We start from the raw sequence: 8605 nt of genomic DNA, 5'->3' as shown, positions 1-8605 counted from the left end.
AGTTATAGAAGATCATATCTTCGGCCATCCGCGATAAATGCAGCATTGATATCGACGCCGCAGACAGCATCTCCATCACATGATCACGGTCCGAGACTGAGTCAAGGCTATTACGGGTGGCCCGCTCAAAACCGAGTTGTTGTGCCAAGGCATCGCGATCAATCGGGTACGCCGTGCCTGCCAGCGCACCGGAGCCTAACGGGCAGGTATCCAGACGCTTAAGCACGTCTTGTAAGCGGGTGGTGTCGCGCTCAAACATCTCCAGATAGGCCAAACACCAATGGGCAAAGGTCACTGGCTGAGCACGCTGCAAGTGGGTGTAGCCGGGCAGCACGGTATCATGGTGTTGGCTGGCCACATCCACCAGCTGCTGCTGAAGCTTGTCGAGAGACAGCAAGATTTGCTGGCCTTGTTGGCGACACCAGAGTTTGAGATCCGTGGCGACCTGATCGTTGCGCGAGCGTCCGGTGTGAAGCTTTTTGCCCAAATCCCCGACTTTATCGATCAGTTGCTGCTCAACCCAGCTGTGAATATCCTCGGCCTCAGAGCTTAGGATTTGCTTGGGGTTTTCCATCACCGACAGCTTGAGCTCATTGAGCGCGAGCTCCAATTGCTGTTGCTCGTCATCACTCAGCACGCCCACCGAACGCAAGGCTTTGGACCAAGCAATGGAGCCCACAATGTCTTGCTCTGCTAAGCGATAGTCAAAGCGCAGTGAATCGTTAAACGCTTGAAACCGTTTGTCTGCTGCCTGACTAAAGCGTCCGCCCCATAATGCCATGCTGTCTCTCCTTACTGCTCACGATGCTTTTTTAATTAGGATTGTTTTTGTTTGTTCAGCGTCCGAATCCGGCTCGAGAGCGAATACAAACGGATAAAGCCTTCGGCATGGCTGTGATCGTAGACATCGTCATCACCAAAGGTGGCAAAGTCTTCCGAGTACAGGCTATTGGTTGAACGCTTTTGTACCACAGTCGCTTGCCCTTTATAGAGTTTGATCACCACCTCGCCCGTTACCGGCGCGGCAAGAGAATTGGCCGCGGCAAGAATGGACTGGCAAAGCGGGGTAAACCAACGACCATCATAAATAAGGTGAGACGCTTTTAAACCGAGCTCCTCACGGAACTGATAACTCTCTTTATCCAGCACCAATTGCTCAACACCACGCAGCGCTTCCATGATGATGGTGCCACCTGGGGTTTCATAACAGCCGCGGGATTTCATCCCCACCAAACGGTTCTCAACAATATCAATCCGTCCCACGCCATGTTGGGCGCCTTTGTCGTTCAGCAGCGTCAGCACGTCATAAGGCGACATGGGCTCACCATCGACCGAGACCACTTCCCCGCTTTGTACGCCCAAGGAGACAAACTCAGGCGTATTGGGCGCCTCTTCCGGTGCCACTGTCCATACCCAGCAATCTTGGTTGGCCGCGGTCCAAGTATCTTCCAGGACACCGCCTTCGGTCGAAACGTGCCAAGCATTGGCATCACGTGAATAAATTTTCTCAAGGCTCGCCGTACAAGGAATGTCACGGGCGGCCAAGTAATCGAGCAAGGCTTCACGACTGGTAAGATCCCACTCCCGCCACGGCGCAATCACTTTCAGTTGCGGCGCCAACGCGGAGAAGGTGCTCTCAAAACGGACTTGATCGTTCCCCTTGCCGGTACAGCCGTGGCAAAGTGCATCCGCCCCGACCTCAAGGGCACATTCGACCTGCGCTTTGGCAATGATAGGACGCGCCATCGAGGTACCTAGAAGGTATTTGCCTTCATACACCGCACCGGTTTTCAGGCTGGGGTAAATATACTCCGCCACCATTTCGTGTTTCAGATCGGCGATAAAACACTGTGAGGCCCCCGAGGCAAGTGCTTTTTGCTCAATGCCATCGAGCTCTTGTTCGCCTTGACCCACGTCAGCGACAAAAGCCACCACCTCACAGTCATAGTTTTCTTTTAGCCATGGAATGATGGCCGAAGTATCCAATCCACCCGAATAGGCCAGTACGACTTTATTTACCTTACTCATTTTGCTCTCCTTAAATCCTAAATCGACGGTGTCGTCGCGTCGTTATACGTCTAATTAACTGGCGCTAAACCGGGTGCCGATTTGCTGGCCATCGAATAATTGCGTGAGTTTTTCTGGGTAACGCCAGGTGGCAATCTCCACGGGTTTACCCAGTTCACGGGCAGCGGCAAACGCCGCGTTGACCTTGACCACCATGCCATCAGTGATCACCCCTTTTTCCATTAAGTGCTGCGCATCTAACTCGGTGAGGCAAGGCAGCAAGTGCCCTTTGCCGTCTAACACGCCACTGACATCCGACAGCAACACCAGCTCCGCGCCAAGAGTGGTTGCCACCGCTACCGCCGCTTGGTCGGCATTGACGTTCATCAACTCTCCTTGGTCGCTGATGCCAATTGAGCTAATAATGGGAACACAATCCGCGGCCAGTACCGCTTGCAGCAGACTCGGATCACCGGCGCTGGCTTCCCCCACTGCACCTAGCTCGGGGTCCAGTTGGCTGACCTGACACAAGCCGCCATCGGCCAAGCTCAAGCCGCAGCTTTTAATCTTCGCCTTACGCGCCTCAGCTAACAGCAGCTTATTGGCCGTGCCAGCTAAAGCACCGGTGACATAATCAACCTGGTCGGCTGGCGTGACCCGCAAGCCTTGTTTTTTCACACTGGTGAGGGCGAGTTTTTTCAGCAGTTGATCAACCAAGTAGCCGCCACCGTGCACCAGCACTAGCGGGCGCTCAGCCTCACTGCGATAGGTGTTCATCGCGCCGAAAACCTTGGCGAGGGTCTCGCTGCAGCTCAGTGCTGCGCCGCCTAATTTAATCACTAATGGCGTTTTCATCCGTTTCTCCTAGACAATCGCTGTGGTTTCGGCAAAGCCAAACTTAAGGTTTAAACACTGCACGGCTTGGCTGGCCGCGCCTTTCAGTAAGTTATCGATCGCACTGGTAAGGATCAGATGCCCATGCGCGGCCTGATAGCCAATATCGCAAAATCCGGTATGTTGCACCGCTTGCAGCTTGGCCACCTCACCGGCAGGTAGTACCCGTACCAGCGGCGCATCTTGATAAGCCTGGTTCAGTGCCTGCCCCACCTCGGCCTCACTAGCACCTGGCGCTAATTTGGCGGTAATGGTGGCAAGAATGCCGCGTTTATAGCTGCCAAGGTGCGGGGTGAAAATCACCGGCGTATCTAGGTGTGCGGCAATCTCTGGCTGATGACGATGAGAAAACACCCCGTAGGCATGCAGGCTCACTTCGCAAAAACTGTTGTTCAGACTCGCTTTGCGCCCCGCGCCCGTCACGCCGCTGGTGGCATTGATCACCGGCCACATTTGTTTATCCAACAAGCCTGCATCCAGCACAGGTTTGAGCGCTAATTGGCTGGCTGTCGGGTAACATCCCGGCACGGCGACCAGCGGCGCTGCAGATAATGCTTCCTGTTGCCACTCCGCCAAGCCATACACGGCTTGCGCCAGCCATGCCGGTGACTGGTGCGAAAATCCGTAATTGGTAGGATAAAAATCCGCTTGATTGACCCGATATGCCCCCGACAAATCAAACACCACGCAACCTTGAGCCAGAAAAGTCGGCGCCAATTCATGACTAACCGCATGCGCAGTGGCTAAAAACACCACATCGGCTTGCTTGGCCACATCCTGTGGCGAGGACAACGGCATCAGTGGCATATCCACCACGCCACGCAGTTGACCGTGCAACGCGCTCACAGGACGGTTGGCGTCTTCACTGCCTGCCGAGACATATAAACCGGCCAAGTGCAATTGCGGATGGCGATGGACAAGGGCGACAAGCTCGGCTCCTGTGTAGCCACTGGCACCGACAATAATGGTGTTAAGGGTCATGGGTGTCTCTCTTTATGGGTGTTTACGGTGTGCTGCGGGGCAGCAGAGTATCGAGGGCGTAGCCAATAGCCACGCAAGGCAGGCTAGCGTCGTCGAGCAGAAAGGGCGTTGTGTTTGGCAGCGAGTGGCATCATGGTCAACTCTCAAAAAAATTTTTATTCATAAAAAGTGAATGTTTATTTTTTATCGCATTCCCGTTTGGCCGTCAACCCCAAAAAGCGTAAAAAATCATTTTTAATGTCTATTCATTCATATTAGAGCAATAATTCCATCTAACCATGCAAATAATACTGCTGCTATTCACGAGAAAGTCGCGATACGGCGGGCGCGGAGAAGCCCTCGGGAGGATGGCAAACCTGAAAGCTGAAACTTTTTTTCAGCTTTTGGGGTGGCTCTATGATAAGCATCAAATCCGAAGGCCAGTTTTCGCGCTAATTTGCGGTTAAGTTGACCCGATCGCGCAATATTCGCTAGATTGGTTCTTTACAGTCACAGTAGGATGTARCTTTGTTACAGAATGGATACGCTATGAACGAAAAGTACTCTGCCTTAAAAAGCAATGTCAGTATGCTTGGCCGTCTGCTGGGTAACACCATCCAAGATGCCCATGGTCCAGCACTCTTAGAAAAAGTTGAGGAAATTCGTCAGCTCTCAAAATCGGCTGCCGCTGGCAATCAGGACGATCATGCTAAGCTGAAAACCGTGCTGCAAAACTTGCCGGCTGACCAACTGCTTCCTGTCGCCCGCGCCTTTAGCCAATTTTTGAATCTGACTAATATCGCCGAGCAATATCACACCGTCTCGCGTCAATGCGACGCGTTGGAGTGCAGCCCGGATGCTATCGACGATTTACTCCGCCGTGTCAGCCAAGGTGAGATTGATGCCAATGACGCGCAACAAGCGATCGCCGATTTAAAAATTGAGTTAGTCCTGACCGCTCACCCGACCGAAATCGCACGCCGTACCACCATTCATAACTTGGTGCAGATTAATAAGTGCTTATCGAAGTTAGAGCTCAGTGAACATTTGGGGGCGGCAGAGCGTGCCAAAACAGAGAAACGTCTTGAGCAGTTGATTGCACAAGCATGGCACACCGATGTAATTCGCCAAGAGCGACCTACCCCACTTGATGAAGCCAAATGGGGCTTCGCGGTGATTGAAAATTCACTGTGGCAAGCAGTACCGGCGTTTTTACGCCAATTTGATCAGCAGCTTGAAAGCCATCTCGATATCAACTTACCCATTGATGCCAAACCGGTACAAATTTCCTCGTGGATGGGCGGCGACCGCGACGGTAACCCCTATGTCACCAGCGAGGTTACCCGTGAAGTGATGCTGTTATCACGCTGGAAAGCAGCGGATTTGTATTTGCGCGATGTGCAGGATTTGATCAGTGAACTGTCAATGACACAGTGTGATGACACTGTGCGTGAGATGGCCGGCGAGGCGCACGAACCGTATCGCGCTATCCTCAAAACCTTGCGCAGCCAGCTAACTCATACCTTGAGCTATTTGGACGCCAAACTGAAAGGCGAACGCGTCTCCTCACAAGGGATCCTGACCGATACTCAGCAATTGTGGCAGCCATTACTGGCGTGTTACCAGTCTCTCCATCAATGTGGCATGGGCATTATTGCCGACGGCAAGTTGCTTGACCTACTTCGCTGCGTGCAATGTTTTGGCGTGCACCTGATCAAACTCGATATTCGTCAAGAAAGTACCCGCCATGCCGATGTGCTCTCAGAAGTAACCCGTTATTTGGGAATGGGCGATTACGCCCAATGGAGCGAGCAAGACAAGCAAGCCTTCTTAACCCGCGAGCTGGCGTCTAAGCGTCCGTTGTTGCCACGTGATTGGTCACCGTCGCCTGACGTCCAAGAGGTGATCGACACTTGCCGAGTGATTGCCGAGCAGCCGCGTGAAGCCTTGGGCGCCTATGTCATTTCGATGGCTCGCACCGCTTCCGACGTGCTGGCTGTCCACCTATTGCTGCAAGAGGCCGGTTGTCCATTCCGTATGGACGTGTGCCCGTTATTCGAAACCTTGGACGATCTGAACAATGCCGAGGCAGTGATTGGTGAGCTGCTGGCCATTGATTGGTACCGAGGCTTTACCCAGAACTTCCAAATGGTGATGATCGGTTACTCGGATTCCGCCAAAGACGCTGGAGTGATGGCCGCCGGTTGGGCGCAATATCGCGCCATGGAAGCGCTAGTCAATTTATGCGATGACCAAGGCGTCGACTTGGTACTGTTCCACGGTCGTGGTGGCACCGTAGGTCGCGGTGGTGCACCCGCGCATGCGGCTCTGCTCTCACAACCTCCGCGCAGCTTAAAAGGCGGTTTGCGGGTGACCGAACAAGGCGAGATGATCCGCTTTAAGTTGGGGCTACCCGACGTTGCCGTCAACAGCTTAAACCTGTACACCAGCGCCATTTTGGAAGCGAACTTGCTGCCACCACCAGAGCCTAAACAAGAGTGGCGTCAGCTGATGGACACCTTGAGTGACATCTCCTGCCAAGCCTACCGTGATGTGGTACGCGGCCATGAGCAGTTTGTCCCTTACTTCCGCTCCACCACCCCTGAGCTTGAATTAGGCAAACTGCCACTGGGATCGCGCCCGTCCAAACGTAACCCCAACGGTGGTGTGGAAAGCTTACGGGCGATTCCTTGGATTTTCGCCTGGAGTCAAAACCGATTATTGCTGCCAGCTTGGCTGGGGGCGGGACAAGCTATCGATCACGCCATTGCAAAAGGCCATAAAGCCCAGCTGGAAGAAATGTGCCGCGAATGGCCATTTTTCTCCACCCGCCTTGGCATGCTAGAAATGGTGTTTACCAAAACCAACTTAGACATTGCCAAGTACTATGATCAGCGCTTGGTCGATGAGAGCCTCTGGCCGTTAGGTGAATCCTTGCGTGAGCAATTACGCCAAGATATTCAGGTTGTGCTGGCAGTGGAAAATAGCGACAACCTGATGGAGCAAAACCCATGGGGCGCTGAAGCGATTCGCTTACGTAATATTTATGTTGAGCCGCTCAATATGCTGCAAGCCGAGCTGTTATACCGTACACGGCAATCGGAACAAGGCGATCAGTCACTCGACGATGCCTTGATGATTTCCATTGCGGGGATTGCCGCGGGGCTGCGCAATACCGGTTAATCCTTGATAGTAGAGCCGTACCCTAGGGTGCGGCTTTTTTGTCTTGGCACACAGACGACGCTGAGGAAATCCTAACCACAGACTTTTTTATGCAAAGCCGCAGCTAATGCTTGCTGTTGCATTGATAATATTATTACTATTGAAGGTCGCACTGACGCGACCCAACAACGCAAAGGAATTGCCATGAAAGACGAAACCCTCTCGATTCATCACGGCTACCAGACCGACCCCACCACCAAATCGGTGGCAACGCCCATTTATCAAACCGTCGCTTACGAGTTTGACAATGCCCAACATGGTGCTGACCTGTTTAATCTTGATGTGCCGGGCAATATCTACTCACGGATAATGAACCCGACCAACGACGTGTTGGAACAACGSGTGGCGGCACTAGARGGCGGTATYGCGGGGCTTTGYGTCAGTGCYGGYGCGGCYGCCATCACCTATGCGATTCAAACCCTCGCCAAGGCCGGTGATAACATCGTCGCCACACCACAGCTTTATGGTGGCACCTATACCTTGTTTGCCCACATGCTCCCTGAGCAAGGCATTGAGGTGCGTTTTGCCGCGAGTGACGACGCCAGTGCGATTGAGGCGCTGATTGATGACAACACCAAAGCAGTCTATTGCGAGTCGGTTGGTAACCCGGCCGGTAATATCGCCGACATTGAAGGCTTAGCTAAGGTTGCCCATGCGCATGGGGTCCCGTTGGTGGTCGACAATACCGTGGCCACACCGGTTTTGTGTAAACCGATTGAGCATGGGGCCGATATCGTGGTGCACTCACTCACCAAGTACATTGGCGGCCATGGCACCACCCTTGGCGGCATGATTGTCGATGGCGGCACCTTTGACTGGGTGGCACATCAAGCCCGCTTCCCGCAATTCTCACAACCGGAGCCGGCCTATCACGGCGTGGTTTACAGTGAGACCTTTGGCCCAGCCGCATTTATTGCCCGCGCACGTACGGTACCGCTGCGTAACAGTGGCGCAGCCCTCTCGCCGATGAATGCTTTTATGTTGATGCAGGGGTTAGAAACCTTGAGCCTGCGTATGGAGCGCCATTGCGAGAACGCCAAAGCCGTGGCCGATTACCTAGCCAATCACCCTGCCGTGGCGTGGGTGAACTATGCCGGCCTTGAAACGCATCCGCATTATTCTCGCGCCCAAACGCTGATCCGTGGTGGATTGCCCGCGTCACTGTTGTCGTTTGGCTTGAAAGGTGGCTTTGATGAGGGTGTGCGCTTTTACGATGCACTGAATTTATTTAAACGTCTGGTGAACATTGGCGATGCCAAGTCGCTCGCGTGTCATCCTGCTTCGACCACTCATCGTCAGTTAAACGAGCAGGAGCAGGCCGCGGCCGGCGTCACACCAGAAATGATCCGTCTTTGTGTCGGCATTGAGCATATTGATGACATCATTGCCGACCTTGAGCAGGCCTTGAGTTTGGCGAAATAACCCAAAGAAGGTTATCGCATTCCGGGCCGACCTATTGTTGTACGACTAATTGTGGATAGAAGAGATGTCACTACCCCATGTAATACTGACGGTGCTAAGC

The 8605-nt window shown here is 53.4% G+C and carries 6 protein-coding genes; 2 read left to right on the top strand and 4 right to left on the bottom strand.

What is annotated here, in order from left to right; genetic code table 11:
• The 4 genes from argH to argC all read right to left on the bottom strand — a co-directional run.
• The coding region (gene argH, locus BZG83_RS14960; protein ID WP_077481723.1) for an argininosuccinate lyase at positions 1 to 781 on the bottom strand (781 nt) is incomplete at its 3' end.
• A gap of 35 nt (positions 782 to 816) precedes the next feature.
• On the bottom strand, positions 817 to 2028 hold the full coding sequence (locus tag BZG83_RS14955; RefSeq protein WP_077481721.1) for an argininosuccinate synthase: 1212 nt from the start codon (positions 2026 to 2028) through the stop codon (positions 817 to 819).
• Positions 2029 to 2082: 54 nt separating this feature from the next.
• A complete protein-coding gene (gene argB, locus BZG83_RS14950; RefSeq protein ID WP_077481719.1) occupies positions 2083 to 2862 on the bottom strand; it encodes an acetylglutamate kinase in 780 nt (259 codons plus the stop codon).
• Between the two features lie 9 nt (positions 2863 to 2871).
• On the bottom strand, positions 2872 to 3882 hold the full coding sequence (gene argC / locus BZG83_RS14945) for an N-acetyl-gamma-glutamyl-phosphate reductase (protein ID WP_077481717.1): 1011 nt from the start codon (positions 3880 to 3882) through the stop codon (positions 2872 to 2874).
• Between the two features lie 528 nt (positions 3883 to 4410).
• Between argC and ppc the strand changes: the two genes are divergently transcribed.
• Together ppc and BZG83_RS14935 are read left to right on the top strand one after the other, a co-directional pair.
• Entirely contained in the window at positions 4411 to 7044 is a 2634-nt protein-coding gene (gene ppc / locus BZG83_RS14940; protein ID WP_077481715.1) for a phosphoenolpyruvate carboxylase, read from the top strand.
• A 183-nt stretch (positions 7045 to 7227) separates the two neighbouring features.
• Complete coding sequence (locus BZG83_RS14935; protein ID WP_077481713.1) at positions 7228 to 8505, top strand: O-acetylhomoserine aminocarboxypropyltransferase/cysteine synthase family protein; 1278 nt, start codon at positions 7228 to 7230, stop codon at positions 8503 to 8505.
• Positions 8506 to 8605 lie beyond the last annotated feature (100 nt).

Origin of the sequence: Salinivibrio sp. PR919, assembly GCF_001995355.1 — a bacterium.
Taxonomy (GTDB): Bacteria; Pseudomonadota; Gammaproteobacteria; order Enterobacterales; family Vibrionaceae; genus Salinivibrio; species Salinivibrio proteolyticus.
This window is presented reverse-complemented; position numbering and strand designations above follow the sequence as displayed.